Source organism: Streptomyces sp. NBC_00663, from assembly GCF_036226885.1.
Lineage (GTDB): Bacteria > Actinomycetota > Actinomycetes > Streptomycetales > Streptomycetaceae > Streptomyces.
The window spans coordinates 7,446,197-7,472,073 of sequence record NZ_CP109027.1 but is presented as its reverse complement, the minus strand read 5'-3'; the positions used below and the strand labels follow the sequence as shown (position 1 = coordinate 7,472,073).

Sequence of the window (25,877 nt, the reverse complement as noted above, 5' to 3'; positions counted from 1 at the left end):
TATCGCCATGCTCGCCTGCCGTTTGAGGTACAGCACCAGGTCGCTGCCCGACCCCACGGCCGGCTGAGCCGATGCGTGCCGATCGCGTCTTCGCGTACGGCGCCGCCGCCGGACTCGTCGCAGACCTGCTGCTCGGTGATCCACGCCGGGGGCATCCGGTCGCCGTGTTCGGGCGGGCCGCCGGTGCCGTGGAAAAGGCTCTGTGGCGGGACCACCGCGGGTGGGGCGCGCTGCACACCACCGTGTGTGCCGGGGGCGCCGTGGCGCTCGGTGCCGTGGCCCAGAGAGCCGTACGACCCTCCCGTACCGCGTCCGTCGCGCTGACCGCCGCCGCCACCTGGGCCGTCGTGGGCGGGACGTCGCTCGCACACGAGGCCCGGGTCATCGGCCGGGCTCTGGAGGCGGGGGACGTCGAGGGCGCTCGCGCCCGGCTGCCGCACCTGTGCGGGCGGGATCCGCAGGCACTCGACGCCGACGGGGTAGCCCGGGCCGTCGTCGAGTCCGTCGCCGAGAACACCTCCGATGCCGTGGTCGGCGCCCTGGTGTGGGGGGCGCTCGCCGGAGTGCCCGGGCTGCTCGGGTTCCGGGCCGTCAACACCCTCGACGCCATGGTCGGGCACAGGTCCGAGCGGTACCGGCGCTACGGCTGGGCCTCCGCCCGCCTCGACGACCTCGCCGGATGGCCGGGGGCGCGGCTCACCGCCGTACTCGCCGCGGTTGCCGGGAGTGATCCCCGGGGGGCCGTACGAGCTTGGCGTGCCGACGCCGCCAAGCATCCGAGCCCCAACGCCGGGCCCGTCGAGGCCTCGTTCGCGGGGGCCCTCGGGGTGCGGCTCGGCGGGAGCCTGTCGTACGGAGGGCGGGTGGAGCACCGGCCCGTGCTCCATCAGGCCGGGCGGGCCGTCGCCGCGCACGACATCGAGCGCGCCGTACGGCTGTCGCGGCGCGTCGGGCTGCTCGCGCTCGGCGTCGGTGTCGCCGCACGGGCCCTGGTCACGAAGAAGGGACGTACCTCATGAGCGGGGGGCTGCTCGTCGCCGGGACCACCTCCGACGCCGGCAAGAGTGTCGTCACCGCCGGGATCTGCCGGTGGCTGGTGCGGCAGGGGGTCAAGGTCGCGCCCTTCAAGGCGCAGAACATGTCCCTCAATTCGTTCGTCACCAAGGAAGGCGCCGAGATCGGCCGGGCTCAGGCCATGCAGGCACAGGCCTGTCGGGTCGAGCCGACCGCGCTGATGAATCCCGTGCTGCTCAAGCCCGGTGGCGAGCAGAGCAGCCAGGTCGTGCTGATGGGCAAGCCCGTCGGCGAGATGAGTGCGCGCGGGTATCACGGGGGACGGCAGCAGAAGCTGCTCGGGACCGTGCTCGACTGTCTCGCCGAACTGCGGGGCACGTATGACGCGGTGATCTGTGAGGGGGCCGGCAGTCCGGCCGAGATCAATCTGCGGCGGACCGACATCGTCAACATGGGCATCGCCAGGAATGCCGGGCTTCCGGTGCTGGTGGTCGGGGACATCGACCGGGGTGGCGTCTTCGCCTCCTTCTTCGGGACCGTCGCACTGCTCTCGGAAGAGGACCAGAAGCTGGTCGCCGGGTTCCTCGTGAACAAGTTCCGGGGGGATGTCTCCCTCCTCGAACCCGGGCTCGACATGCTCCAGGGGCTCACCGGGCGGCGGACCTACGGCGTGCTGCCGTTCCGGCACGGGCTCGGGATCGACGAGGAGGACGGGCTGCGGGTCTCGATGCGGGGAACCGTCCGGGAGTCGAACACCGCCCCGCCCCTCGGGGAGGACGTGCTGCGGGTCGCCGTCTGCGCCGTCCCGCTGATGTCCAACTTCACGGACGTCGACGCCCTCGCCGCCGAACCGGGTGTCGTCGTGCGGTTCGTGGACCGGCCGGAGGAACTCGCCGACGCCGATCTCGTCATCGTTCCGGGGACGCGCGGGACGGTCCGGGCGCTGGAGTGGCTGCACGAGCGCGGGCTGGCCGCCGCCCTGGTCACAAGGGCCGCCGAAGGGCGTCCGATCCTCGGCATCTGCGGCGGCTTCCAGGTTCTCGGCGAGCACATCGAGGACGAGGTCGAGAGCCGGCGGGGGGAGGTCGAGGGGCTCGGCGTGCTGCCCGTGCGGGTGCGGTTCGCCCGCGAGAAGACCCTCACCCGGCCCGTGGGCGAGGCCCTCGGGGAGCGGGTCGAGGGGTACGAGATCCATCACGGGGTCGCCGCCGTGACCTCAGGAGAACCCTTCCTCGACGGCTGCCGCGTCGGTCAGACCTGGGGCACCCACTGGCACGGCTCGCTGGAGTCGGACGGCTTCCGGCGGGCGTTCCTGCGCGAGGTGGCGGCCGCCGCGGGCCGCCGGTTCGTGCCGGCCCCCGACACCTCGTTCGCCGCGCTGCGCGAGGAGCAGCTCGACCGGCTCGGCGACCTGATCGAACAGCACGCGGACACCGACGCGCTCTGGCGGCTCATCGAGTCGGGCGCGCCGCAAGGACTGCCTTTCATTCCACCGGGAGCGCCCGCATGAGCACTGTGTTGTTGTTGTCGACCGCCGACACGGACCTGTTGGCGGCCCGGGCCGCCTCCGGGGCCGACTACCGGATCGGCAACCCGACCCGCGTGGACGTGGCCGCGGAGCTGCCGGAGCTGATCCAGGGCTCCGACATCGCCGTCGTACGGCTGCTCGGTGGCAAGCGCGCCTGGGAGGACGGGCTGGCCGCGCTGAAGGCCGCCGGGATCCCGACCGTGCTGCTGGGCGGTGAGACCGTGCCGGACGCCGAGCTGATGGCCGAGTCGTCCGTGCCCGCCGGTGTGGTCGCGGAGGCGCTGAAGTACCTCGTCGAGGGCGGCCCCGCCAACCTCACCGAGCTGGCCCGGTTCCTGTCCGACACCGTGCTGCTGACCGGTGAGGGGTTCCTGGAACCGCAGAAGATGCCGGAGTACGGCATCCATGGCGACCGTGCCCGCACGGACGGCCGGCCGACCGTCGGCGTGCTCTTCTACCGGGCCCATGAGCTAAGCGGCAACACCGGCTTCGTCGACACCCTGTGCGACGCCATCGAGGCGCGCGGCGCCAACGCCCTTCCCGTGTACTGCGGTTCGCTGCGCGGTGCCGACGCCGGGCTGTACGAGCTCCTCGGCAGGACGGACGCTCTCGTCGCCACCGTCCTCGCCGCCGGTGGCGCGCACGCCTCACAGGCGTCGGCGGGCGGCGCCGAGGAGGCCTGGGACATCGGAGCCCTCGCCGACCTCAATGTGCCGGTGCTGCAAGGGCTTTGCCTTACGTCGTCCAGGGCGGCGTGGGACGCGTCCGACGCCGCGCTCTCCCCCATGGACGCGGCGATGCAGGTCGCGATCCCCGAGTTCGACGGGCGGCTCATCACCGTTCCGTTCTCCTTCAAGGAGCAGGGCCCGGACGACGTCCCCGTCTATGTCGCCGACCCCGAGCGGGCCGCGCGCGTCGCCGGAATCGCCGTACGGCACGCCCTGTTGGGGCACAAGCCGAACGCCGAGAAGAAGCTGGCGCTCGTCTTCACCGCGTACCCGACCAAGCACTCGCGGGTCGGCAACGCGGTCGGCCTCGACACGCCCGCCTCGGCGGTGCGAGTGCTGGACGCCCTCAAGCAGGCGGGGTACTCGCTCACCGAATACCCGTCCGGCGGCGACGAGTTGATCCACCGGCTCATCAACGCCGGTGGCCACGACGTCGAGTGGCTCACCGAGGAGCAGCTGGCCGCCGCGCCCGCGCGGGTGCCGCTGGCCGATTACCGGGCCTGGTTCGACAAGCTGGACCCGCAGCTGCGGGACGGCATGCTGGAGGCGTGGGGCGAGCCGCCGGGCAGCCTCTACGTCGACGGGGACGACATCGTGCTGGCCTCCCTCCAGTTCGGGAACGTCGTCGTGATGATCCAGCCGCCGCGCGGCTTCGGGGAGAACCCGATCGCGATCTACCACGACCCGGACATGCCGCCGTCGCACCACTACATGGCCGCGTACAGGTGGCTGGAGAACTCGTTCGGCGCCGACGCCGTCGTCCACATGGGCAAGCACGGCACGATGGAGTGGCTGCCGGGCAAGGGGCTGGGGCTCAGCGGGGGGTGTGCCCCGGACGCCGTCCTCGGGGAGCTGCCGCTCATCTACCCGTTCATCGTCAACGACCCCGGCGAGGGCACCCAGGCCAAGCGGCGCGGCCACGCCACCGTCGTCGACCACCTGGTGCCGCCGATGGCGCGTGCCGACACCTACGGCGACCTCGCCAAGCTGGAGCAGCTCCTCGACGAGTACGCGCTCGTCTCCGACCTGGACCCGACGAAGGCGCCGGCCGTGCGGGCGCAGATCTGGACGCTGGTCAAGGCGGCCGAACTCCACCACGACCTGCATGTCGAGGACCAGCCGGACGACGACGACTTCGACGAGTTCGTCATGCACATCGACGGCTATCTGTGCGAGATCAAGGACGTGCAGATCCGCGACGGGCTGCACATCCTCGGCGGCGGGCCGGTCGATGAGGCGCGGGTCAACCTCGTGCTCGCCGTACTGCGCGCCTCTCAGGTGTGGGGCGGACAGGCCAACGCGCTGCCGGGCCTCAGGGCCGCTTTCGCGGCCCATTTCGGGCTGGTGGAGAAGGAGTTGCTTGCCGAGCCGGGCGCGCCGGTGAAGGTGCCGGTCGAGCTGACGGAGCTGGTCGAGGGCCCGTCCCGGAGCGCCGCCGACGCGATCGACCTGCTGGAGCAGCTGTGCCGGCGGGTCGCGGAGGGCATGGAGGCACGCGACTGGGACGTCACGGTCGTCCCGGCCGTGCTGCGGGGTGTGCTCGGCGTCGAGCTCCCCGACGGGGTCGCCGTGCTGGAGTTCGCCTGCAATGAGGTGGTACCGCGGCTCGCCCGTACCACCGACGAGATCGACCACATCCTCAAGGCGCTCGACGGTGGTTATGTCCCGGCCGGCCCGTCCGGTTCGCCGACGCGCGGGCTGGTCAACGTCCTGCCGACCGGCCGGAACTTCTACTCGGTCGACCCCAAGGCGATTCCGTCCAGGCTGAGTTGGGAGGTCGGGCAGTCGCTCGCCGACTCGCTGGTCCAGCGGTATCTGGCCGACACGGGCGAGTATCCGAAGTCCGTCGGCCTGACGGTGTGGGGTACGTCCGCGATGCGCACCCAGGGCGACGACATCGCCGAGATCCTGGCACTGCTGGGCTGCCGCCCGGTGTGGGACGAGGCCTCGCGCCGGGTGACCGGCTTCGAGATCATCGGCTTGGAGGAGCTGGGGCGCCCGCGCATCGACGTCACCGTCCGCATCTCCGGGTTCTTCCGGGACGCGTTCCCGCACGTCGTCAGCCTGATCGACGACGCGGTGCGCAAGGTGGCCGACCTCGACGAGCCCGCCGAGCGCAACTTCGTGAAGGCCCACGCCGACGAGGACACCGCCGAGCACGGTGACCGGCGGCGCGCGACGGCCCGTGTCTTCGGCTCCAAGCCGGGCGCGTACGGTGCCGGTCTGCTGCCGCTGATCGACGCCCGCAACTGGCGCTCCGACGCGGACCTCGCCGAGGTGTACGCGGTGTGGGGCGGGTACGCCTACGGGCGCGGGCTGGACGGGCGGGCGGCGCGCGGGGACATGGAGATGGCGTTCAAGCGGATCAACGTGGCCGCGAAGAACGTCGACACCCGGGAGCACGACCTGGTCGACGCCGACGACTACTTCCAGTACCACGGCGGCATGGTCGCCATGGTCCGCCACCTGACGGGCGCCAACCCCGAGGCGTACGTGGGCGATTCGGCCACCCCGGACCAGGTGAAGACCCGCACGCTGGGTGAGGAGACGCACCGCGTCTTCCGGGCGCGTGTCGTGAACCCCCGCTGGATGGCGGCCATGCGCCGGCACGGCTACAAGGGCGCCTTCGAGATGGCGGCGACCGTCGACTACCTCTTCGGCTACGACGCCACGGCGGGCGTGGTCGACGACTGGATGTACGAGAAGCTCAGCGCGGAGTACGTCTTCGACCCGGAGAACCGGGACTTCATGAAGAAGTCCAACCCATGGGCGCTGCGCGGCATCACCGAACGGCTTCTGGAGGCGGCGGACCGTGGCCTCTGGGCGGAGCCGGACGCGGAGACGCTGGAGCGGCTGCGCGCCACCTACCTTGAGCTCGAAGGCGACCTGGAGGGCGACGACCAGTGACCACCCCCTTCCCCTTCACGGCCGTCGTCGGCCAGGACGATCTGCGGCTCGCGCTGCTGCTGAACGCCGTGTCACCGGCGGTCGGCGGTGTGCTGGTGCGCGGCGAGAAAGGCACGGCCAAGTCCACGGCGGTGCGCGCGCTTTCGGCGTTGCTGCCGGCGGTGCCGGTCGTCGCCGGGTGCCGGTTCTCGTGTGATCCGGCCTCCCCCGATCCCGCGTGCCCGGACGGCCCGCACGAGATCGGGAACGGTGTCGCGCGGCCCTCCCGTATGGTCGAACTCCCCGTCGGCGCCTCCGAGGACCGGCTGGTCGGCGCCCTCGACATCGAGCGGGCGCTCGCCGAGGGCGTGAAGGCCTTCGAGCCGGGGCTGCTCGCCGACGCGCATCGCGGGATCCTCTACGTCGACGAAGTGAACCTGCTGCACGACCACTTGGTCGACCTGCTGCTCGACGCGGCCGCCATGGGCGCCTCGTACGTCGAGCGCGAGGGTGTTTCCGTACGGCATGCCTCGAAGTTCCTGCTCGTCGGGACCATGAACCCCGAAGAGGGCGAGCTGCGACCGCAGTTGCTCGACCGGTTCGGGCTGACCGTCGAGGTGGCCGCCTCGCGCGAACCCGACCAGCGGGTGGAGGTGGTCCGGCGGCGGCTGGCGTACGACGACGATCCGGCGGGTTTCGCGGCCCGTTGGGCCGACGAGGAGTCCGCCGTACGTCAACGGGTCGTCGCGGCACGGGAGTTGTTGCCGTCGGTGCGGCTCGGGGACGGGGCGCTGCGGCAGATCGCGGCGACCTGTGCCGCGTTCGAGGTGGACGGCATGCGGGCCGACATCGTGATGGCGCGGACGGCCACCGCGCTGGCCGCGTGGGCCGGGCGGACCGAGGTGCTCGCGGAGGATGTGCGGCAGGCCGCGCTGCTCGCGCTGCCGCATCGGCGTCGGCGTAATCCCTTTGACGCGCCGGGACTTGACGAGGACAAGCTCGACCAGACGCTGGAGGAGTTCAGCGGAGAAGGCGAAGGCGACGGCGACGAGGATCCCGACCCGGACGGGCCCGGCGGAGGCGGCGGGCAGCCGACGCCGGACGACGGGTCGCAGGGTGACTCCGGGGGCGGGGCGCGGCCCGAGGCCGGGGAGGACGGGGAACCGCAGGCCGGCGGTGCCGGTGGCGGCGAGCAGTCCGCCGTACGGGCGTCCGAGCCGTTCCGTACCAAGGTGCTCAGCGTGCCGGGGCTCGGGGACGGTGCCGCCGGGCGGCGTTCGCGGGCGCGGACCGAGCACGGGCGGACCACGGGGGCGCGCCGCCCTCGGGGTGCGCTGACCAAGCTGCATCTCGCCGCGACCGTGCAGGCCGCCGCGCCGCATCAGCGGGCGCGGGGGCGGTCCGGTCCCGGGCTTGTGCTGCGGCGGGACGATCTGCGGCAGGCGACTCGGGAGGGGCGCGAGGGGAACCTCGTGCTGTTCGTGGTCGATGCCTCGGGGTCCATGGCCGCTCGGCAGCGGATGGGTGCCGTGAAGGGCGCCGTGCTGTCGCTGCTGCTGGATGCGTATCAACGGCGGGACAAGGTGGGGCTGGTGACGTTCCGGGGGACGGCGGGTGAGGTGGCGTTGCCGCCGACGTCGTCCGTGGACGCCGCCGCGGCCCGGTTGGAGACGTTGCCGACGGGCGGGCGTACGCCGCTCGCCGCCGGGCTGCTCAAGGCGCACGAGGTGCTGCGGGTCGAGCGGCTGCGGGATCCCGCGCGTCGGGCGCTGGTCGTCGTGGTGACCGACGGGCGGGCCACGGGTGGGCCCGAGCCGGTCGCGCTGTCTCAGCGGGCGGCACGGTTGTTCGCCGCCGACGGGGTCGCCTCCGTCGTCGTCGACTGCGAGTCCGGGCCCGTGCGGCTGGGGCTCGCCGGGCAGCTCGCGGGTGAGTTGGGGGGTACGGCGGTGACGCTCGACGAGTTGCGGGCGGACTCCATCGCCGGCCTGGTCAAGGACGTACAGAGGAGGGTCGCGTAATGCCTCAGGGACAGCCGAGTGTGGTGCCGGACGATGGGCTGACCACGCGTCAGCGACGTAATCGTCCTTTGGTGGTGGTGCACACCGGGATCGGGAAGGGGAAGTCCACCGCCGCGTTCGGGCTCGCTCTGCGGGCCTGGAACCAGGGGTGGCCCATCGGGGTGTTCCAGTTCGTCAAGTCGGCGAAGTGGAAGGTCGGCGAGGAGAACGCGCTGCGGGTGCTCGGGGAGTCCGGTGAGGGCGGGTCCGTCGACTGGCACAAGATGGGCGAGGGCTGGTCCTGGGTTCAGCGGGACGCCCAGATGGACAACGAGGAGAAGGCCCGGGAAGGCTGGGAGCAGGTCAAGCGGGACCTCGCCGCCGAGACGTACCAGCTGTATGTCCTCGACGAGTTCGCCTACCCCATGCACTGGGGGTGGGTCGACACCGATGAGGTCATCGCTGTGCTGCGGGATCGGCCGGGGACCCAGCATGTCGTCATCACCGGGCGGAACGCTCCCGAGAAATTGGTCGACTTCGCCGATCTCGTGACCGACATGTCCAAGGTGAAGCATCCGATGGACGCCGGGCAGAAGGGGCAGCGGGGTATCGAGTGGTGATGTCCTCCTCCGTCTCCGTCCCTCGGCTGGTCATCGCCGCGCCCTCGTCCGGGAGCGGGAAGACCACCGTCGCCACGGGGTTGATGGCCGCGTTCGCCGCGCGGGGGCTTGCCGTGTCTGCGCACAAGGTCGGGCCGGACTACATCGACCCCGGGTATCACTCGCTCGCCACCGGGCGGGTGGGGCGGAATCTCGACGCGTACCTGTGCGGTCCCGAGTTGATCGGGCCGTTGTTCGCGCACGGGGCGCGGGGGTGTGACATCGCCGTCGTCGAGGGTGTGATGGGGCTGTACGACGGGGCCGCGGGGGAAGGTGAACTGGCGTCCACCGCTCATGTCGCGAAGCTGTTGCGGGCGCCGGTGGTGCTGGTCGTCGACGCGTCGTCGCAGTCTCGGTCGGTGGCGGCGCTCGTGCACGGGTTCGCTTCGTGGGATCCGGAGGTGCGGGTCGGGGGTGTGATCCTCAACAAGGTCGCGTCCGATCGGCATGAGGAGCTGCTGCGGGAGGCGTTGGAGTCGGCCGGGGTGCCGGTGCTCGGGGTGCTGCGGCGGGTGGCTCAGGTGGATACGCCTTCGCGGCATCTGGGGTTGGTGCCGGTCGCCGAGCGGCGGGGGGCTGCGGTTGAGGCGGTTGCGGCGATGGCGGCGCAGGTTGCGGCAGGGTGCGATCTGGGCGCGTTGGAAGCACTTGCCCGCGCTGCTGGTCCCGTACCAGGGGGCTCCGCCCCCTGGACCCCCGTGTCGCCCGCCCACCACCCGACTCGGTCGGTCGAAAAGCGAGGCACGGACGTCGCCGCCCCTGGCGATACGGGCAACCCCGTAGTTGCCGTCGCCGGTGGGCCCGCGTTCACCTTCTCCTATGCCGAGCACATCGAGCTGCTCGCCGCCGCCGGTGCCGACGTCGTCACCTTCGACCCCCTTCGTGATGAGGAACTGCCCCCCGGCACCCGCGGGTTGGTCATCGGTGGTGGGTTCCCCGAGGTGTACGCCGCCGAGTTGTCCGCCAACGAACCCCTGCGCAAGGCCGTCGGTGAGCTCGCCCTCAGCGGCGCTCCTGTCGCCGCCGAATGTGCCGGGCTGCTCTACCTGTGCCGTGAACTCGACGGGCTTCCCATGTGCGGGGTGCTCGACGCGTCCGCGCGGATGAGCGAGCGGCTCACGCTGGGGTACCGGGACGCCGTGGCCGTCAACGACAGTTCCCTCGCCGTCGCCGGGACGCGGATGCGGGGGCACGAGTTTCACCGGACCGTCGTGGAGCCCGGCGCGGGGGCGGCTCCCGCATGGGGGGTGCGCGCCCCTGCGCGGCGCGTCGAAGGTTTCGTACAACAAGGTGTGCACGCGAGTTATCTGCACACGCACTGGGCGTCGCAGCCCGGTGTGGCCCGTCGGTTCGTGGAGAGGTGCCGGACGTCATGAGCAGCAGCAGGTTGATCGGAGTCGGGGTGGGTCCCGGTGATCCGGAGCTGGTGACCGTCAAGGGCGTCAACGCGCTGCGTGCCGCCGATGTGGTCGTGGTGCCGGTGATGGACAGCGGGGAGCGGGGGCGGGCCGAGGCCACCGTGCTGCACTACGTGCCCGAGGAGAAGGTCGTCCGGGTGGTGTTCGCGCTGAACGAGCGGACCGACCGGGGTCGGCGGGAGGCCGCCTGGGACGCCGCCGGGGAGCGGGTCGCCGCGCTGCTCGCCGCGCACTCGGCCGTCGCCTTCGCCACCATCGGCGATCCGAACGTCTACTCCACCTTCACCTATCTCGCGCAGACCATCGCCGAGACCGTGCCGGGAACCGTCGTGGAGACCGTGCCCGGCATCACCGCCATGCAGGATCTCGCCGCCCGCTCCGGGGCCGTGCTGACCGAGGGCACCGAGCCGCTCACGCTCGTGCCCGTCACCGCCGGCGCCCAGGCGCTGAAGGACGCCCTGGCCGGGCCGGGGACGGTCGTGGCGTACAAGTTCGGGCGGCAGGCCCAGGAGGTCGCCGAGGCGCTGCGGGAGACCGGGCGGATCGACGACGCCGTGTGGGGGTCGGCGCTCGGGCTGCCGGAGGAGTCCGTGCGGCCCGCCGCCGACCTGGACGGCGGCCCGCTTCCCTACCTCTCCACGCTCATCGCGCCCGCCCGGCGTGACGGCGGGCGAGGCGGCAAGCTGTGACCTCGCCCCTGGGGGCGTCAGTCGGCGATGCCCACCACCAGCCAGATGAACGCCACCCCCGCGACCGTGCACAGCAGGGTCGAGCGGGCGGGGTGTTCGTGGTGGGCCTCGGGGAGGATCTCGGCGGCCGCCAGATACAGGAGCGCGCCGCCGAAGAAGCCGAGATACGCGCCGAGCAGCTTCTCCGGGATGGTGAAGAAGAGGGTGGAGGCCGCGCCCACGACCGGTGCCGCCGCGTCCGCCACCAGCATCGCCAGCGCCCGGCGGCGGGCGTTCCCGTACAGGCTCGTGATCGTGTACGTGTTGAAGCCGTCCGCGAAGTCATGGGCGATCACCGCGAGGGCCACCGCCGTGCCCATGCCGCCGCCCACCTGGAAGGCCGCGCCGATCGCCACGCCGTCCATGGCGCTGTGGCCGACCATCGCCGCGGCGGCCGTCAGGCCCACCTCGGGGACCCGGCCGTCGTTCTCCTCGCCGCCGTGCGCGGCCTGGCGGACGGCGAGGAGACGTTCCACCAGATGGGCCACCAGGAAGCCGGCCACGAACAGGAGCAGCGCGGCGGGTACGCCGAAGACCTCGGTGCCCGCCGCCTCCAGCGCCTCCGGCAGCAGATCCAGGCCGACCACGCCCAGCATCAGGCCGCCGGCCAGGCCAAGGACCAGGTGACGGCGGTCGGTCACCCGCTGTGCCGTCCAGCCGCCGGCCAGTGTCATCAGGAACGCGCCGAGCGCGACGAACACCGCCATGGGCCCTTCGTATCCGATGAAGGCCCGTTCGCGCACATCCAGCACCCCCTGTTCGAACTTCCCCGGCCCTCCCGGCCTTACCGACTCCCCCAGATCTCCCAGCTCCCCCAGTGATTCTTCGTACGAGAGGACCCGAACCCATGGCCGACGCCCCCACCGGCAAGGTGACCTTCGTCGGTGCCGGCCCCGGCGCCGCCGACCTGCTGACGTTCCGTGCCGCGCGCGCCATCGCCGAGGCTGACGTCGTGATCTGGGCGGCCAGCCTGGTCCAGGCCGAGGTCCTGGAGCATGCCCGTGAGGGCGCGGAGATCCTCGACTCGGCGACGATGTCGCTGGAGGACGTCGTCGCCGTCTATGAGCGGGCCGTCGCCGAAGGCCTTCGCGTCGCGCGGATCCACTCCGGTGACCCCGCGCTGTGGGGCGGTACGCAGGAGCAGCTCGACCGGTGTGCCGAGATCGGGATCGAGACCGAGGTCGTCCCCGGCGTCTCCGCCTTCTCCGCCGTCGCCGCGCTCGCCCGGCGCGAGCTGACCATCCCCGAGGTCGCGCAGTCCGTGGTGCTCACCCGCCTCGGCGGGGGCAAGACGCCGATGCCGCCGGGCGAGGAGGTGCGGGAGTTCGCCAAGCACGGCACCACCATGGCGATCTTCCTGTCGGCCGCGCGGAGCGGTCAGCTGGTGCGGGAGCTGCTGGAGGGCGGTTATCCGACCTCCACTCCGGTCGTCGTCGCCTACCAGGCGACCTGGCCCGAGGAGCTGGTCGTGCGGTGCACGATCGAGACGCTGGAGGAGACGGTCAAGGAGCACAAGCTCTGGAAGCACACCCTCTTCCTGGTCGGGCCCGCGCTCGACGCCGAGGGCACCCGCTCGCACCTGTACCACCCCGGTCACTTCCACGGGTACCGCAAGGCCGACCCGGAGGCCCGCCGGGCTCTGCGCGCGCGGGGTGCGAGTACGTGATCACGGTCTTCGGTACGGGGACGGGGGCGCCGGTTCCCGCCGACGTGCTGGCCGGGGCCCGGCTGGTGGTGGGCGGGCGGCGTCATCTGGCGTCCGCGCCGGTGCCCGCCGACGCCGAGCAGGTCGTCCTCGGTCCGCTCGCGCCCGCCCTCGACACCATCGAGCGGCATCTGAAGCTGGAGAGCCCGGTCGTCGTGCTCGCCTCCGGTGATCCTGGGTTCTTCGGGATCGTGCGGGCGCTGGCCGAGCGGTTCGGGTCCGAGCAGTTGGAGGTACGGCCGGGAGTCTCCTCCGTCGCCGCCGCGTTCGCGCGGCTCGGGCTGACGTGGGACGACGCGGTCGTCGTCAGTGCGCACGGGCGGGAGCTGCGGACGGCCGTCCACGTGTGCCGGGCGCGGCCCAAGGTCGCCGTGCTGACCGGGCCGGGGGCCGGACCCGCCGAGCTGGGAGCCGCGCTGCGCGCCGACGCCCGGGTCCTGGTCGTCGCCTCCGCGCTGGGCTCCGCCGAGGAACGCGTCGAGCGGGTGACACCGGCCGAGGCCGCCGCCCGTGACTGGGGGACGTCGGTGAGCGTGGTGCTGTGCCTGGACGAGGCGCGGGTGCTGGGCGCCACCGCCCGGACGGTCGCCGGGCCGGGTGCCGGGCCCGCTCGATGGGCGCTGGACGAGGGCGAGTTCGCCCACCGCGACTCGATGATCACCAAGTTCGAGGTACGGGCGCTCGCGCTGGCCCGGCTGGGTCCCCGGCTCGGTGACCATGTCTGGGACATCGGGGCGGGCTCCGGTTCGGTCGCCGTGGAGTGCGCGCGGTTCGGCGCGGCCGTCACCGCCGTCGAGAAGACCCGGGACGGCGTCGAGCGGGTCCGCGCCAACGCGGCGGCCCACGGGGTCGACGTACGGGCCGTGCACGGGGCCGCGCCGACGGTGCTGTCCGATCTCGACGATCCCGACGCCGTGTTCATCGGCGGCGGCGGGCGTGAGCTGCCCGCGATCGTCACCGCGTGCGCGCGGCGCGCCCGGCGGACGGTCGTCGTGGCGATGGCGGCGCTCGACCGGGTGCCGGCCGTGCGCGAGGCGCTCACCGGCGCCGGGCTCTCCTGCGACGGGGTGCTGTTGCAGTCGTCGCGGCTGGCACCGCTGCCGGGGGACGTGACCCGGCTCGCGGCCACCAACCCTGTTTTTCTGTTGTGGGGGTTCCGAACCCCCGTTTCTCATGAGGGAGTTGCCCTGTGATCGGCCTCATTTCCGCCACCTCGGCGGGCGCGGCTGCGCGCGACCGGCTGGCCGCGGCGTGGCCGGAGCGGACGCGCGTGTACGAGGGTCCCGTCGGGGACGCCGTACGGGCGGCGTTCGCTGAGTGCGAGCAGCTGGTGTGCTTCCTCGCCACGGGTGCCGTGGTGCGGCTGGTCGCGCCGCTGCTCGGCGACAAGACGTCCGACCCGGGTGTGGTGTGCGTCGACGAGGGCGGCCGGTTCGCCGTGTCGCTGCTCGGCGGGCACGGTGGCGGGGCCAATGAACTCGCCCGCGAGGTCGGGGAGTCGCTGGGCGCGGAGCCCGTGGTCACGACGGCGACGGACGCGGTCGGTCTGCCGGGCCTCGACACGCTCGGCTTCCCCGTCGAGGGCGATGTCGCCGCCGTGTCGCGGGCGCTGCTGGACGGTGAACCGGTCGCTCTGAAGGCGGAGTTGGCGTGGCCGCTGCCCGCCCTGAAGGTCACCGGCGACGGCGCGTACGCCGTCCGTGTCACCGACCGGCTCGTGGACGCCGCCGAGCGCGAGGTGGTCCTGCGACCGCCGTCCCTCGTCGTCGGCGTCGGCGCCTCGAAGGGCGTGCCGGTCGAGGAGGTGCTCGGGCTGGTGCGGGAGGCGCTGCGGGACGCCGGGCTGTCTGAGGCGTCCCTCGCCGAACTCGCCACCGTGGACGCCAAGGCGGAGGAGCCGGGCATCGTCGAGGCCGCCCGCGCACTGGGCGTCCCCCTGGTCACCCACGCCGCCGCGGACCTTGCGGCCGTCGAGGTGCCCAACCCCTCCGACGCGCCCCTGGCCGCCGTGGGCACGCCGTCGGTCGCCGAGGCCGCCGCGCTCGTCGGCGGCGGTGAACTCCTCGTCCCCAAGCGGAAGTCCTCGCGGGCGGACGGTCACGCCTCGATGGCGACCTGTGCCGTCGTACGGCGTCCCGGGCGCGGCCGGCTCGCGGTGGTCGGGCTCGGGCCCGGCGCCCGGGACCTGCTGACCCCACGTGCGAAGGCGGAGTTGCGGGGCGCCGCCGTGCTGGTCGGTCTCGACCAGTACGTCGACCAGATCCGCGATCTGCTGCGGCCCGGCACCGTGATCCTGGAGTCGGGGCTCGGGGCCGAGGAGGAGCGGGCCCGGACGGCCGTGGCGGAGGCCCGCAAGGGGCAGGCCGTCGCGCTGATCGGCAGCGGGGACGCGGGCGTGTACGCCATGGCCTCCCCCGCGCTCGCCGAGGCCTCCGACGACATCGAGGTCGTCGGTGTGCCCGGGGTGACCGCCGCGCTGGCCGCCGCCGCGATCCTGGGCGCCCCGCTGGGCCACGACCATGTGTCCATCAGCCTCTCCGACCTGCACACTCCGTGGGAGGTCATCGAGCGGCGGGTGCGGGCGGCGGCCGAGGCGGACATCGTCGTCACCTTCTACAACCCGCGTTCCCGGGGCCGTGACTGGCAGCTCCCGAAGGCTCTGGCGATCCTCGCCGAGCACCGGGAGCCGACGACGCCGGTCGGTGTCGTACGGAACGCGTCGCGGCCGGACGAGTCCAGTCGGCTCACGTCACTGGGGTCCCTGGACCCGGCGACGGTCGACATGATGACGGTGGTGACCGTCGGCAACACGGCGACCCGTGACATCGCGGGCCGCATGGTGACACCGCGCGGCTACCGCTGGCAGGGCAGCTCTCTGGAGGACGCCAAGTGAATCGCGTGATCCACCCCATCGAGGAGGAGTCCTACCGGCGGCTGCGGGCCCGCCTGGACACCTCGCACTTCCCGCCGCTGACCCGGGCGGTGGCCGAGCGGGTCATCCACTCGGCCGCCGATCTCGGCTACGCCGACGACCTGGTCATGGACGAGGGCGAACTGGAGAAGGCGCATGCCGCGCTGCACGGCGGGGCGCCTGTCGTCGTGGACGTGGAGATGGTCGCGGCCGGCATCACCCGGCGTGAGACCGTCTGCCGGCTCCGTGACGCCGTGGCCGGGCCGGGGCTGACCCGGTCGGCGCACGCGATCCGGCTCGCCTACGAGCAGGTCGGCCCCGGCGCCCTCTGGGTGATCGGCAACGCGCCGACCGCGCTGGAGGAGCTGCTCACCCTGGACGCCGCCCCGGCGCTCGTCATCGGTCTGCCCGTCGGCTTCGTCGGCGCGGTCGAGTCCAAGGCCGCGTTGCGCGAGAGCGGGCTGCCCGCCGTGAGCAACGTGTCCGAGAAGGGCGGGTCGGCCGTCGCCTCGGCCGCACTCAACGCCCTGCTGTACCACCCCGTTTCCACCGAGGAGAAATCGTGACCACCCCCCAGCCCGCTCTGCTCATCGCCGGCCACGGCACCCGGGACGAGGCCGGGGCCGAGGCGTTCCGGGACTTCGTCCGGGAGTTGGGGCGCCGTCACCCCGAACTGCCCGTCGCGGGCGGCTTCATCGAGCTGTCCCCGCCGCCGCTGGGCGAGGCCGTCACCGAGCTGGTGGAGAAGGGCGTACGACGGTTCGCCGCCGTGCCGCTGATGCTGGTCTCCGCCGGTCATGCCAAGGGCGACATCCCGGCGGCGCTGGCCCGCGAGAAGGAGCGGCACCCGGGGATCTCGTACACCTACGGCCGTCCGCTGGGCCCGCATCCGTCGCTGCTGAACGTCCTGGAGCGGCGGCTGGAGGAGGCGCTCGGCACCGAGGGGCGCGCACCCGGCGACCTCGCCGACGTCACCGTGCTGCTCGTCGGGCGCGGCTCCACCGACCCGGACGCCAACGCCGAGGTCCACAAGGCGGCGCGGCTGCTGTGGGAGGGGCGCGGATACGCGGGCGTCGAGACGGCGTTCGTGTCGCTGGCGGCGCCGGACGTGCCGAGCGGCCTCGACCGGTGCGTGAAGCTGGGCGCGCGGCGGATCGTGGTGCTGCCCTATTTCCTGTTCACCGGTATCCTCCCGGACCGCGTCCGGCAGCAGACCGAGGGCTGGGCGGCCGCGCACCCGGAGATCGAGGTGCGCTCCGCCGACGTCATCGGGCCGGAGCCGGAGCTGCTCGACCTGGTGATGGAGCGGTACGAGGAGGCGATCAAGGGTGATCTGCGGATGAACTGCGACTCGTGCGTGTACCGCATCGCGCTGCCCGGCTTCGAGGACAAGGTGGGGCTGCCGCAGCAGCCGCACTTCCACCCCGATGACGACGGCCATCACCACCACGGGCACGGACACCACCACCACGGCTCCCCCTCCCATGCGCACTGACAGACAGGGCACCGAGGGCCACGACCTGCGGCACCACGGTGACGCCGAGGTGCGGGACGACGGCGCGCGGCTCACCGACCTCGCCGTGAACGTCCGCGCGGACACGCCCCCGAGGTGGCTGCGGGAGCGGATCGCGGAGTCGCTGACCGAGCTGGCCGCCTACCCGGACGGCCGCGAGGCACGGGCGGCGGTCGCGGCCCGGCACGGGCTGCCGGCGGAACGGGTGCTGCTGACCGCGGGGGCGGCGGAGGCGTTCGTGCTGCTCGCCCGCGCCCTGGAGACCCGCCACCCCCTGGTCGTGCACCCGCAGTTCACGGAGCCGGAGGCGGCGCTGCGGGACGCGGGGCACACGGTCGACCGGCTGCTGCTGCGCGAGGAGGACGGCTTCCGGCTCGACCCGGACGCCGTTCCCGAGGACGCGGACCTGGTGGTGATCGGCAACCCGACGAACCCGACCTCGGTTCTGCACCCGGCAGACACGATCGCCCGACTCGCCCGCCCCGGGCGGACGTTGGTCGTGGACGAGGCGTTCATGGACGCGGTGCCGGGCGAGCGGGAGGCGCTGGCGGGCCGGACGGACGTCCCCGGGCTGGTCGTCCTGCGCAGTCTGACCAAGACCTGGGGTCTGGCCGGGCTGCGCATCGGTTACGTCCTCGCCGCCCCGGAGACCGTCGAGGAGCTGGAGCGGGCCCAGCCGCTGTGGCCGGTGTCCACCCCGGCGCTCGCGGCGGCGCGGGCCTGCGTGGCGCCGCAGGCGTTGGCCGAGGCGGCGCACGCGGCCCATCGCATCGCCGCCGACCGGGCCCATCTCGTGGCCGGGCTGCGGGAGTTCGCCCCGGACGGACTGATGGTCGCCGAGCCGGCCGAGGGCCCCTTCGTCCTCGTCCGGCTGCCCCGGGCCGCCGCGGTGCGCCGGCATCTGCGCGACCTCGGTTTCGCGGTGCGGCGCGGGGACACGTTCCCGGGCCTGGACGAGGAGTGGCTGCGGCTCGCGGTGCGGGACCGGACGACGGTCAACTCGTTCCTCCAGGCGCTGGACCAGGCGATGGTCCTGTCGCAGCACTGACCGGCGGTGCCCCGCGCGTCGAGGGAAGCGGCAACGCCCTCAGGGGGCGCGGGGAACTGCGCGAGCGGCCACGACGGCGCGGCGGGCTCACGACGGCGGATGACTCACGCTGCGGCGCACGACGATGTGCGTGCCCAGCAGATGGTGGCTGCCGGCGGCCTCGTCAGGGTCCCGCAGCGCGATCCGTACCGCCGCCCGCCCCAGCTCCTCCGCGGGCGTACGCACGGTCGTCAGGGGCGGGTTGAAGTCCTCGGCCAGCGGGATGTCGTTGTAGCCGACGACGGAGATGTCCTCGGGCACCCGTAGCCCCGCGTCGGCGATGGCGCGCAGGGCGCCCGCGGCGACCATGTCGTCCCCGGCGACCACGGCCGTGAACGTCCGTGTCTCCTTCAGCAGTTGGGTCATGGCCCGGAGTCCGGCCGCTCGTCCGAGGCCGCAGTCGACGACCCGGGCGTCGGCGGCCGGGACCCGGTGCTCCGCGAGCGCGGCCCGGTACCCGGCGACCCGGGCGTCCAGGGCCGTGTTCCCCGGCAGACCCCCCAGGAAGACGATCCGCCGGTGCCCCGCCGACAGCAGATGCCCGGTGATCGCGCGGGCCCCGGCCTCGTTGTCGAACTCGACCACCAGCGCCGGGATCCCGGGATCGGGAGCCGGCCGCCCGCACAGGACGAGCCGCGCGCCGATCGAGTCCAGGGCCTGCGCGTAGTGCGCCACGCGCGAGCGGTACGCGTCGTCCTCGACGACCCCGCCGACCAGGATCACCAGCCGGGCCCCCTCCTCCCGCATGAGCTGCACGAACTCCATCTCGCGCTGCGGGTCTCCGCCGGTCGCGCCGACGACGCACAGCCAGCCCCGGTCGGCGGCCTCGGCCTCGACTCCCTCGGCGACCTGGGCGTAGAAGGGGCTGGTGACCTGGCGGACGACGACCGCGGCCATCTTGCGGCCGCCGCCCACCAGGGCGCGCGCGTGGGCGTTGGCGACGTAGTCGAGGTCGCGGGCGGCGCGCAGGACGCGGGCCCGGGTGGCGGGCGGCACGGGATGGTTGCCGCTCAGTGCCCGGGACGCGGTCGCCGTGGACACGCCCGCCCGCTCGGCGACCTCGCGGATGGTGACCCGCCCCTTGCCTGCCATGTCGTTGCCCATCCCCCGCGTCTCCTGTCCCACCGGCGGCCCGTGCCGCGTCGGCCGCGTAGCCGTGCGCGAACTCCTCGGCCATTCTGTCGCCCCCTGAGGGCCCGCCCCTTGTGCGGGGGCTGCCCTGAGGGAGGTGGTGTGGGCTTCGGACCGGCCGGACGGGTCGGCGTGCGGGTCAGCTCCGGCCGCGCCGGGCCACCGCGACCGCTCCGCCGCCCGCGAGGAGCAGGGCGATCGCGCCGCCCGCGAGGTACGGGGTCAGGGAGTTGCCGCCGGTCTCCGCCAACCCGGCCTCGGCGGGGGCGCCTTGGGGCTTCACGTCACCGGCCGGGGTCTCGGAGGGAGCGGCGGAGGCCGGTGCCGCCGGGGACTCGCAGGTGGCCTTCGCCAGGGTCAGGGTGCCCTCCACCTCGGCCACGTTGAGCTTCAACGGATTGACGGAGACGGTGAGTTCGAGGGCGGTGGCGGCGGCCGTGCGGGAGGTGGTCTCGCGCTTGGACAGGTCGAGGCGGACCTCGCCGACGCCCGGGACCTTCACCTCGGTCGGGCCCCCGGCGGTCAGCGTGACCTTCTTGCCGAGGACGGTGACATCACCGAGCACATTGGACTTGGCGACCGGCGTCTTCCCGGCCTCGCAGCTCGCCTCGGACTTGACCGCGCCGAGTTCGATGACGGAGAGCAGCGGCAGGCCGGGGACATGGAGCTTGGCGTGGGCGAGGTCGGTCGAGGCCTCGGCCTTGGTGCCGGTCACGTTCGCCTTCGCCGACGCGACCTCGGCGTTGAGCACACTGAAGGCCTGGCCGTTGTTCACGCCGTTCAACTCGGCGGTCAGCGCGGTCTTCTCGGCGCTCTGCGGCGCCTGCACTTCGTTCAGGGAGACCGCGAGCGGGACGTTCACGGTTTTGTTGAGCAGGGACACGTCGAGCCCGGTGCGCAGGACGACGGCGCTCGCGCGGCCCTCGTCGCCGGTGGCGTGTGCGGAGCCCGCGCCGGCCAGGGCCGCGGGACCTGCGGCCAGGGCGGTGGCCGTCGCGACGGTCGCGAGACGACGTGCGGGCATACGGAAGTTCTTGCCGTTCAAGGTGGGGACCCCTCAGAGGAGACTTGCTCGGGACCCGGCAAGAATTACGCACTGAGAGTGAACAGTCAGCAGTCCGACGGGACTTCACCCCAACGTGGTGCTTCCGTGAACCTTTTCGAATCGGACGGCACGGGTGTTCCTCGAAGTCACCCCCGTACCCCCTTCTGTGCGAGCGCGCCCGTTGACGGGGCGGCGCGTGAGCGGAAGTGCAGAACGAGCCAGGCCGACTACTGGTCACGCTCCGTCAACGTGGCCTAGGCGGCGACCCGTCCGTTGAGGACGACACGCTGCGGGTCCGCCAGCACCCGTACGTCGGCGCGCGGATCGGACGCGTACACCACGAGGTCGGCGACGGCGCCCTCCTCCAGGCCGGGGCGGCCGAGCCAGGTCCGGGCCTTCCAGGTCGTCGCCGCGAGGGCCTCGACCGGCGGGATGCCCGCGGTGACCAGTTCCGCGACCTCGGCCGCGACCATGCCGTGCGGCAGGGTGCCGCCGGCGTCGGTGCCGACGTACACCGGGAGGCCGGCGTCGTACGCGGACCGGACGGTGTCGTAGCGCCGCTCGTGCAGCCGCCTGATGTGGGCCGACCATCGCGGGAACTTGCCCTCGCCGCCCGCCGCGAGCTGCGGGAAGGTCGCGATGTTGACCAGCGTCGGGACGATCGCCACGCCGCGCTCGGCGAAGAGCGGGATCAGCTCCTCGGTCAGCCCGGTGGCGTGCTCGACGCAGTCGATGCCCGCGCCGACCAGGTCCGGGAGGGAGTCCGCGGAGAAGCAGTGGGCGGTGACCCGGGCGCCGAGGCGGTGGGCCTCGGCGATGGCCGCCTCCAGCGCGTCCCGCGGCCACAGCGGCGCCAGGTCACCGACCTCGCGGTCGATCCAGTCGCCGACCAGTTTGACCCAGCCGTCGCCACGCCGGGCCTCCTGGGCGACGTACGCGGCGAGGTCGGCCGGCTCGATCTCGTGGGCGTAGCCGCGGATGTAGCGGCGGGGGCGGGCGATGTGCCGGCCGGCCCGGATGATCTTCGGCAGGTCTTCGCGGTCGTCGATCCATCGGGTGTCGGAGGGGGAACCGGCGTCGCGGATGAGGAGGGTGCCGGCCTCGCGGTCGGCGAGCGCCTGCTTCTCGGCGACGTCCTCCGTGACCGGCCCGTGCGGACCGAGGCCGACATGGCAGTGCGCGTCGACCAGGCCCGGCAGGGCCCAGCCGACGACGGTACGGATGTCACGGGCGCCGGCGGGACGGTCGTAGGAGATCCGGCCGTCGACGATCCACAGGTCGTCGCGGACCTCCTCGGGTCCGACCAGGATCCGTCCCTTGACGTGCAGCACCGCGCGATCGCTCATGCCTCGCACCTTAGTAGGAGCCTTCGCGCGTCACTGCTCCCAGGGCGGCGGGCCCTCGAAGGCACCGGCACCGAGGCCCTTGGTGTACTCGGCGAGGGAGGCGATGCCGCGTTCCAGGGGGCTCGCCCGGTGACGTCCACCACGCGGTGGTCGGGCTGGTTGACCACGCCCGCGACCATGCGGGCCGTGTACGCGCCGGTCACCAGGATCTCCGGACGGTGGCGGCGGATCGACCGGACGATCTCCCGGCGCAGGGCGGGCCCGTACTCGATGTCGTCCGGATGGGCCGCCACGGCCGGACAGCGTTCCCAGAGGAACGGATGTCCTCTCCTACTCGCTCTCGCCGCCCACCTGGTCGGACGTCTCCTCCTCCACGTCGGCCATCGCCGGGTCGAGGAGGCGGGAGAGGAAGTGGCGGGTGCGTTCGTGGCCGGGGTTGCCGATGACCTGGGCGGGGGTGCCGTCCTCGACGATCACTCCGCCGTCCATGAAGACGACCCGGTCGGCGACCTCACGGGCGAAGGTCATCTCGTGGGTGACGACCATCATCGTCATCCCCTCGTTGGCGAGCATGCGCATCACCGCGAGGACGTCCCCGACGAGTTCGGGGTCGAGCGCGGAGGTCGGCTCGTCGAAGAGCATCACCTCGGGGCCCATGGACAGCGAGCGGGCGATGGCGACGCGCTGCTGCTGGCCGCCGGAGAGGGAGGCGGGGTAGGCGTCCGCCTTCTCCGACAGGCCGACCCGTTCCAGGTTCTCGGCGGCCACCTTCGCCGCCTCCGCCTTGCCCCGCCTGAGGACCCGGCGCTGCGGGAGCGTGAGGTTCTCGGTCACGGTGAGGTGTGGGAAGAGGTTGAACTGCTGGAAGACCATGCCGATACGGCGGCGTACGGCGTCGATGTCGACGTTCGGGTCGGTGAGTTCGGTGCCGCCGACGAAGACCCGGCCCCGGGTGGGCTCTTCGAGGAGGTTCACGCAGCGCAGCAGTGTCGACTTGCCGGAGCCGGAGGGACCGATGACACAGACGACCTCGCCGCGCCGGATCTCCAGGTCGATGCCCTTGAGGACCTCGTTGTCGCCGAACGACTTGTGCAGGCCCTGGACCTGGATCTCTGTAGTGGTGGTCACTTGACCGCCTCCTGGGCCTTGGCCTCCATACGGCGGACGACGAAGCCGAGCGGGATCGTCACCAGCAGATAGCACAGGCCCGCGACGAGGATCGGGGTGGAGTTGGCGGTCTGGCTGGCCAGATCGCGGCCGTACTTGGACAGTTCGCGCTCCTCCAGGGTGACGCCGAGGAACAGCACCAGCGAGGAGTCCTTGAAGAGCAGGACGAGTTCGTTGGTGAGCGGCGGCAGGATGATGCGGAACGCCTGCGGGATGACGATCGAGACCATCGCGCGAGCCGGTGAGAAGCCCAGCGAACGGGCCGCCTCCATCTGCCCCTTGGGCACCGCCTGGATGCCCGCGCGGATCGTCTCGGCCATGTACGCCGCCGCGACCAGGCCGAGCGCGAGCGCGACCTTGCCGTAGGTGCCGCCGGGGATCTCGGTCCCCGGGAAGGCCAGCGGCACGGCCACCCCGATGAAGATGAAGATCAGCAGGGCGGGCAGCCCGCGGAAGATCTCGATGTAGACGCCGGCGAACCAGCGGTACGGACCCACCGACGACAGCCGCATCAGCGCGATGACCATGCCGAGCACGAGTCCGAAGGCGAAGCCGGACAGCGTGTAGAGCACGGTGTTCTTGAGCGCCAGCGTGATGACGTCCGGGAACATCTCCTTCGCGATGTCCCACTGGGCGAACTGGTTCTTGAGCCGGCCCCAGTCCGCCGACACCGCGAAGGCGATCACGGCGCCGACGAACAGGACGTACTGCGCGCCGCGCGACAGGCCGCGCTTCTGACGCCGGGTCAGGCCCTTCTTCTTGGGCTGGAGTTGTACGTCGGTATCGGCCATGGGGTCAGGAAGCCGACGCGGACGGAGAGGCGGAGGCCGCGGACGCGTCGTACGGGCCGATCCACTTCTCGTACAGCTTCTTGTAGGTGCCGTCGGCCTTGGCGTCGGCGAGGGCCTTGTTGATGGCGGCGAGGAGCTTGGTGTTGCCCTTCTTCACCGTGAAGCCGTACTGCTCACCGGTGTTGATCTGCTCGGCGACCGAGAAGGCGTCGGAGTTGGCCTTGTCCTTCAGCCAGCCCTGGACCACCGGGTAGTCGATGACGACGGCCTTGACCTGGCCGGAGCGCAGACCGTTGAGGACGGCGTCGGAGGACTCGAAGGAGACCGGGTCGAAGCCCTGGCTCTTGGCGTAGTCCTCGCCGGTGGTCTGGGCCTGGGCGCCGAGCTTGACCTTCTTGGCCTTGGCGTCGGCGAGGGAGGTGATCCCGCTGTCCTTGTCGACGAGGAGGGCCTGGGTGGCGTCGAAGTACGGGTCGGAGAAGTCGACGTTCTTCTTGCGCTCCTCGGTGATGGTCATGCCGGCCGCGGCGACGTCGCACTCGCCGGAGTTGAGGAAGGCGCCCGTCTTGAAGTTCTCGAACGGGGTGTCGAGGATCTCCTGCTTCACGCCGAGGTTCTTGGCGACCAGGTCGATCAGCGACACGTCGAAGCCCTGCACCTTGCCGTCGATCTCCGACTGGAAGGGCGGGTAGGGCAGATGGGTGCAGGTGGTGAGCTGGCCCGCCTTGACGAGCTCGACGCCACCGGCGGCGGTCTTGCTGCCGCTGCCGCCGTCGTCCGAGGAGCAGCCGGCCACGAGCAGGAGCCCGGCCGTCGCGGTGGTGGCGGCCAGGATGCGGGTCCGGCGCCCGAGGATCGTCTTCACGGGGGAGCCTCCTGTGGGGGAACTGTGGGTTCCGATTATAAGGAAACGTTTGAGCCTCTCAAACCAAAGCGATGGTCGCGAGGCCGTTCAGCCTGAGAAGCACCGGCCGTCGGCCTGCGAAGCACCGGTCGGCGGCCTGCGAAGCACCGGTCGTCAGCCTGCGAAGCACCGGTCGGCGGCGGTTGTCGTGGGGCGGTTACCCTCGATCACGTCTACCCCAGTGAGCGAAGAGAGCACCGCCGTGACGCACCCGTTCCTTGACCTGGCCCCGCTGAGCGCCGCGCACTTCGCGTCGATCGAGGACCGTGTGGCACGGCTGCTGAGCACCTCGCAGGACGTCGTGATCATGCAGGGCGAGGCACTGCTGCCGCTGGAGGGGGCCATCAGGGGGACGGCGGGACCGGGGACCGTCGCACTGAACGTCATCACCGGCCCCTACGGGCAGACCTTCGGTGACTGGCTGCGGGACTGCGGGGCGAAGGTCATCGACCTCGCCGTGCCCTTCCACAGCGCCGTCACGGCGGAGCAGATCCGGGAGGCCTTCGCGGAGCACCCGTCGATCGACTTCGTGTCTCTGGTGCACGCGGAGGCGGCGACCGGAAACACCAACCCGGTCGCGGAGATCGGCGAGGTCGTGCGGGCGCACGGGGCGCTGTTCTACCTGGACGCGGTGGCGTCGATCGGCGCGGAGCCGGTGCTGCCGGACGCGTGGGGGGTCGACCTGTGCGTGATCGGGGCGCAGAAGGCGATGGGCGGGCCGGCCGGCGTGTCGGCGGTGTCGGTGAGCGAGCGGGCATGGGCGCGGATGGCGGCGAACCCGCGGGCGCCGCGCCGGTCGTACCTCTCGCTGCTGGACTGGAAGGAGCGGTGGGTCGACGGTGGCCGGCGTGCGCTGCTCCACGCGCCGGCGCAGCTGGAGATGCTGGCCCTTGAGGCATGCGTCGAGCGGATCGAGGAGGTCGGGCCGGCCGCGGTGATGGCTCAGCACGCTTCGGCCGCCGCGGCGACTCGGGCGGGCGCCGTGGCGCTCGGCGGGGGGCTTGAGCCGTACGTGTACGAGGCCCGGGACGCGGCGCCGGTCGCGACGACGCTGCGGGCGCCGTCGGGGGTGGTGGCGTCGGAGCTGGTGGCTCGGGCGCTGGCCTCCGATCCGGCGCTGCCGCTGGTCGCGGGTGGGGGTGCGCTGGCCAAGGAGATGATCCGGGTCAACCACTACGGGGCGGACGCCACGCCGGGGGCGGTTCGGGCGAGTCTGGCGGCGCTGGGCGCCGCGCTGGCGGAGCGTGGGCTGGATGTGGATGTGGAGGGGGCGTTGCGGGCGGTGGAGGGTGAGTGGCGGTAGGGCCTTTCTCGCC

The 25,877-nt window shown here is 72.6% G+C and carries 21 protein-coding genes; 14 read left to right on the top strand and 7 right to left on the bottom strand.

Annotation, left to right across the window (positions count from 1 at the left end; translation table 11 throughout):
* Nucleotides 1–71: 71 nt before the first annotated feature.
* From OG866_RS33830 to cobI, 7 genes are read left to right on the top strand one after another with little or no spacing between them, the layout of a single operon-like run.
* Complete coding sequence (locus tag OG866_RS33830; protein ID WP_329340664.1) at nucleotides 72–1,019, top strand: cobalamin biosynthesis protein; 948 nt, start codon at nucleotides 72–74, stop codon at nucleotides 1,017–1,019.
* A complete protein-coding gene (locus OG866_RS33825) occupies nucleotides 1,016–2,524 on the top strand; it encodes a cobyric acid synthase (RefSeq protein ID WP_329340663.1) in 1,509 nt (502 codons plus the stop codon). The genes OG866_RS33830 and OG866_RS33825 overlap by 4 nt, the downstream gene beginning before the upstream one ends.
* Nucleotides 2,521–6,177 (top strand): cobaltochelatase subunit CobN, encoded by a 3,657-nt coding sequence (gene cobN / locus OG866_RS33820; protein WP_329340661.1) that lies wholly within the window; start codon nucleotides 2,521–2,523, stop codon nucleotides 6,175–6,177. The genes OG866_RS33825 and cobN overlap by 4 nt, the downstream gene beginning before the upstream one ends.
* Nucleotides 6,174–8,177, top strand: coding sequence for a putative cobaltochelatase (locus OG866_RS33815; protein ID WP_329340659.1), 2,004 nt, complete (start codon nucleotides 6,174–6,176; stop codon nucleotides 8,175–8,177). The genes cobN and OG866_RS33815 overlap by 4 nt, the downstream gene beginning before the upstream one ends.
* Complete coding sequence (gene cobO, locus OG866_RS33810) at nucleotides 8,177–8,776, top strand: cob(I)yrinic acid a,c-diamide adenosyltransferase (RefSeq protein ID WP_329340657.1); 600 nt, start codon at nucleotides 8,177–8,179, stop codon at nucleotides 8,774–8,776. Before OG866_RS33815 ends, cobO begins: the two co-directional genes overlap by 1 nt.
* A complete protein-coding gene (locus OG866_RS33805; RefSeq protein WP_329340655.1) occupies nucleotides 8,776–10,191 on the top strand; it encodes a cobyrinate a,c-diamide synthase in 1,416 nt (471 codons plus the stop codon). The genes cobO and OG866_RS33805 overlap by 1 nt, the downstream gene beginning before the upstream one ends.
* Entirely contained in the window at nucleotides 10,176–10,922 is a 747-nt protein-coding gene (gene cobI, locus OG866_RS33800; RefSeq protein ID WP_329340654.1) for a precorrin-2 C(20)-methyltransferase, read from the top strand. Before OG866_RS33805 ends, cobI begins: the two co-directional genes overlap by 16 nt.
* A gap of 17 nt (nucleotides 10,923–10,939) precedes the next feature.
* Here the strand turns inward: cobI and OG866_RS33795 are convergent, their stop codons facing one another.
* Nucleotides 10,940–11,668, bottom strand: coding sequence for a ZIP family metal transporter (locus OG866_RS33795; RefSeq protein WP_329340653.1), 729 nt, complete (start codon nucleotides 11,666–11,668; stop codon nucleotides 10,940–10,942).
* A 140-nt stretch (nucleotides 11,669–11,808) separates the two neighbouring features.
* Between OG866_RS33795 and cobM the strand changes: the two genes are divergently transcribed.
* Genes cobM through cobC form a run of 6 tightly spaced genes read left to right on the top strand, consistent with a single transcriptional unit; the run spans nucleotide 11,809 to nucleotide 18,138 of the window.
* Complete coding sequence (gene cobM, locus OG866_RS33790) at nucleotides 11,809–12,627, top strand: precorrin-4 C(11)-methyltransferase (protein WP_329340652.1); 819 nt, start codon at nucleotides 11,809–11,811, stop codon at nucleotides 12,625–12,627.
* Complete coding sequence (cbiE, locus tag OG866_RS33785) at nucleotides 12,624–13,859, top strand: precorrin-6y C5,15-methyltransferase (decarboxylating) subunit CbiE (RefSeq protein WP_329340651.1); 1,236 nt, start codon at nucleotides 12,624–12,626, stop codon at nucleotides 13,857–13,859. Before cobM ends, cbiE begins: the two co-directional genes overlap by 4 nt.
* Entirely contained in the window at nucleotides 13,856–15,559 is a 1,704-nt protein-coding gene (gene cobJ / locus OG866_RS33780) for a precorrin-3B C(17)-methyltransferase (protein ID WP_329340649.1), read from the top strand. Before cbiE ends, cobJ begins: the two co-directional genes overlap by 4 nt.
* The gene (locus OG866_RS33775; RefSeq protein WP_329340648.1) at nucleotides 15,556–16,143 is read left to right on the top strand and encodes a precorrin-8X methylmutase; all 588 of its coding nucleotides are present in this window, start codon (nucleotides 15,556–15,558) and stop codon (nucleotides 16,141–16,143) included. The genes cobJ and OG866_RS33775 overlap by 4 nt, the downstream gene beginning before the upstream one ends.
* Complete coding sequence (locus tag OG866_RS33770) at nucleotides 16,140–17,072, top strand: sirohydrochlorin chelatase (protein ID WP_329340646.1); 933 nt, start codon at nucleotides 16,140–16,142, stop codon at nucleotides 17,070–17,072. Before OG866_RS33775 ends, OG866_RS33770 begins: the two co-directional genes overlap by 4 nt.
* Complete coding sequence (gene cobC / locus OG866_RS33765; RefSeq protein ID WP_329340643.1) at nucleotides 17,062–18,138, top strand: Rv2231c family pyridoxal phosphate-dependent protein CobC; 1,077 nt, start codon at nucleotides 17,062–17,064, stop codon at nucleotides 18,136–18,138. The genes OG866_RS33770 and cobC overlap by 11 nt, the downstream gene beginning before the upstream one ends.
* Before the next feature lie 87 nt (nucleotides 18,139–18,225).
* Here the strand turns inward: cobC and OG866_RS33760 are convergent, their stop codons facing one another.
* From OG866_RS33760 to OG866_RS33735, 6 genes are all read right to left on the bottom strand, one after another.
* Entirely contained in the window at nucleotides 18,226–19,269 is a 1,044-nt protein-coding gene (locus OG866_RS33760; RefSeq protein ID WP_329344419.1) for a LacI family DNA-binding transcriptional regulator, read from the bottom strand.
* 178 nt (nucleotides 19,270–19,447) lie between these two features.
* Nucleotides 19,448–20,353, bottom strand: a complete 906-nt coding sequence (locus OG866_RS33755) for an SCO1860 family LAETG-anchored protein (RefSeq protein ID WP_329340641.1) — start codon at nucleotides 20,351–20,353, stop codon at nucleotides 19,448–19,450.
* A gap of 254 nt (nucleotides 20,354–20,607) precedes the next feature.
* Nucleotides 20,608–21,699 carry an amidohydrolase family protein gene (locus OG866_RS33750; RefSeq protein ID WP_329340639.1) on the bottom strand — a complete coding sequence of 364 codons (1,092 nt, stop codon included), beginning with the start codon at nucleotides 21,697–21,699 and terminating at the stop codon, nucleotides 20,608–20,610.
* Between the two features lie 330 nt (nucleotides 21,700–22,029).
* The gene (locus OG866_RS33745; RefSeq protein WP_329340637.1) at nucleotides 22,030–22,827 is read right to left on the bottom strand and encodes an amino acid ABC transporter ATP-binding protein; all 798 of its coding nucleotides are present in this window, start codon (nucleotides 22,825–22,827) and stop codon (nucleotides 22,030–22,032) included.
* A complete protein-coding gene (locus tag OG866_RS33740) occupies nucleotides 22,824–23,657 on the bottom strand; it encodes an amino acid ABC transporter permease (protein WP_329340635.1) in 834 nt (277 codons plus the stop codon). The genes OG866_RS33745 and OG866_RS33740 overlap by 4 nt, the downstream gene beginning before the upstream one ends.
* Nucleotides 23,658–23,661: 4 nt before the next feature.
* Nucleotides 23,662–24,522, bottom strand: a complete 861-nt coding sequence (locus OG866_RS33735) for a transporter substrate-binding domain-containing protein (RefSeq protein WP_329340634.1) — start codon at nucleotides 24,520–24,522, stop codon at nucleotides 23,662–23,664.
* A gap of 241 nt (nucleotides 24,523–24,763) precedes the next feature.
* Here OG866_RS33735 and OG866_RS33730 point away from each other — a divergent pair, with 241 nt between their 5' ends.
* Nucleotides 24,764–25,864, top strand: a complete 1,101-nt coding sequence (locus OG866_RS33730) for a pyridoxal-phosphate-dependent aminotransferase family protein (protein ID WP_329344418.1) — start codon at nucleotides 24,764–24,766, stop codon at nucleotides 25,862–25,864.
* Nucleotides 25,865–25,877 lie beyond the last annotated feature (13 nt).